We start from the raw sequence: 2,378 nt of genomic DNA, 5'->3' as shown, positions 1-2,378 counted from the left end.
GACCGCCTCTTTTATGCCTGCTCTATGATTTTCTTTACTTCTTCAATCGTGAGTTCACTGGCTTGTGCAATGGTTTCTATTGGGACTTGTAAACGATGCATACCGAGAATCATTTGATGTTTTCCCTGTTGAACGCCTTGTTCAAGTCCTTTTTTTATGCCTTCTTCTCGCCCTTTATTTAACGCATGTGCAATACCTGCTGCTTCATCCATCAATATCTTTTCGCGTGCTTCGTATGCTTGACGGAACGAAGCATCTTGGCTCATATGCTCCCATTTATCCATTGCCTTTTGTAAAATTGGATCCTGATTCATCGCAATCGCCTCCAGAGTATGTGTTAAATGCTCATCTTCATTGGCTGGTAATAGTAATAACCACCGAACAAAAGAATCTTCCCATGGATTTACTTTTTCCTCTCGCCACTGCTGTAGCAATTTTGGAATTTCCACGACATGAATTTCGATATCATCACTTAAGAGTTGCTGCTGTTGCATATTCCACAGTTTCCCCATCGTATGAAATGCTTCATAGTCTTTAAACATGACAAAGTTCAATAAGTTGATTGTAATGGTTTTATGCAATGAGCCGTAGGGCATTCCCTTTTTTAATTGAGATGCATAGAGCTTGCTCCAATAATATAGGGAACGCTTTAAAAGGTCATGATTATTATTCAACTGGATTTCAATGTTAATTTTGGTTCCAGTGTCTAATGTAGCCGATACGTCTAGAATCGATAATTTATCCTCTTCATGTTCTCGATGTAAATGTGGATCTTCGAATTGAAGGGATTGAATGGGCGATTCCAATGAATCAGCTAACATTGCATTTAGAAATGTTAACAAAATATCTTCGCTTCCGGATGTCCCGAATAATTGTTTAAAGGCAAAATCAATACGTAAATTGACCAATTTTTGATTGGACATGGGCTTCCTCTCCCTGTCTGATAAGATCTCTTTTTTCTTATTGTACATAAAAACAAATTGAACATGCAAACAGGCTCTTATGATTAACATAAGAGCCTCACTGCAGATACATACAATAGATTAGATAACGACCATAACCTGACTTGAAAAACACCTAAAAATTTTCACAAAAGAAATCATATTTAGTATACATCTAATTAGAAATATATACAAAGAATGGTGAAACACATCGCTTTTTCATCATTGATTTATGATATGATATACTTGCGGATTCGGTTTGTGCAACAAGCTATGTAGGGATAATATACGTTTCACAATCAGCACATTTTCTGAAAGTAGCATGTCTTACTACTCATACGACATGCTATGTTAATAATGTTCAAATAAAAAACGTCTTTTATGTGCTGATAAAAGACGTTTTTTTATGCCTAAAACCGCATAATATAGTTCTTGCTTGAGCTTCTTTAGTATACAACAAATTAGCCATGAGTGCTTTATTTTTCTACGTATGTATAAAACTTTTCTAACACGTATTTCATTGAACTACTCACCACTTATCAGTCCTTACAATTTAATCAAACTTTTTTATGAAAATAGAACTATGATCTACCATCGTTCTCCTTTTAATTGGGCTTTTGCTGATCTCCGATCCATGATTGTGGTACAAAGTTCAGTAATAAGTTTTCCATGATCAAAGATAATTTGATTCTTGGTATATGGTTCAATGTATTTTCCCAAACCCTTACTGAGTGTAACCTCCGCTTCCCCATTATCGTGAATGAATCCTGAAAAGATGGTTTTCTCTTTGTTATAGACTTTATAGTATTCAAGCATTGAGCATAAAGATCTCACTAAATCACGGAGCATTTCTTCCAAATCAGGATACATATCTTTTGCTATTTCTTCATTCAGAATAAAATCCATTCCCTTGTCTATCACATCAAATCGAAATAAAAAAATCATTACTTTCACCTCGCTGATTCATTGATTTTTCTATCATAACAGAAAATCCACTCCCATCCCAACACACTTCCAACCACTTGAATGATCCATTTCATCATATAATCTAGCCATTTCAATCAGCAGAAGTACAATTTTCTTATGTTTTGTATCCAAAATAGATTTTTCATGCTCCATAACTTTGAAAATCTCTCCATCGGTCACATAACGATAGTCACATAGACTTAAGCACACATACCTAGACATATGTGCTTAAGTCTATTTTAGGGTGCATAACTTATGCACATATACCTGCTTTCCTTAAGAACATTATAACAACAATGTTTAACCTAGATGTTCAGTCCGCTTTTTAAAAGAAAAAGACACCTCTCAAAACGGCAACTTAATACCCTTTTACAATAGGAATTTTCATGTGAAAAAAGCCCCACAAAATAACAAAAAAGTCTTGCTGCAGAAACAAGACTTTTCGATTTATTACTTTCAATAAGGAAGAGG

General features: G+C 34.8%; 2 protein-coding genes. Both read right to left on the bottom strand.

Annotation, left to right across the window (positions count from 1 at the left end; genetic code table 11):
• Positions 1–11: 11 nt before the first annotated feature.
• A complete protein-coding gene (locus tag RT27_RS12060; protein ID WP_043936293.1) occupies positions 12–923 on the bottom strand; it encodes an Rpn family recombination-promoting nuclease/putative transposase in 912 nt (303 codons plus the stop codon).
• A 606-nt stretch (positions 924–1,529) separates the two neighbouring features.
• On the bottom strand, positions 1,530–1,886 hold the full coding sequence (locus RT27_RS12055) for a hypothetical protein (RefSeq protein ID WP_043936292.1): 357 nt from the start codon (positions 1,884–1,886) through the stop codon (positions 1,530–1,532).
• Positions 1,887–2,378 lie beyond the last annotated feature (492 nt).

Source organism: Bacillus sp. L_1B0_5 (assembly GCF_000836715.1).
In the GTDB taxonomy this organism is placed as follows: Bacteria; Bacillota; Bacilli; order Bacillales; family Bacillaceae_G; genus Bacillus_A; species Bacillus_A thuringiensis_S.
Note: the sequence above shows the minus strand (reverse complement) of the source record. Positions and strands in the feature narration are given on the sequence as shown.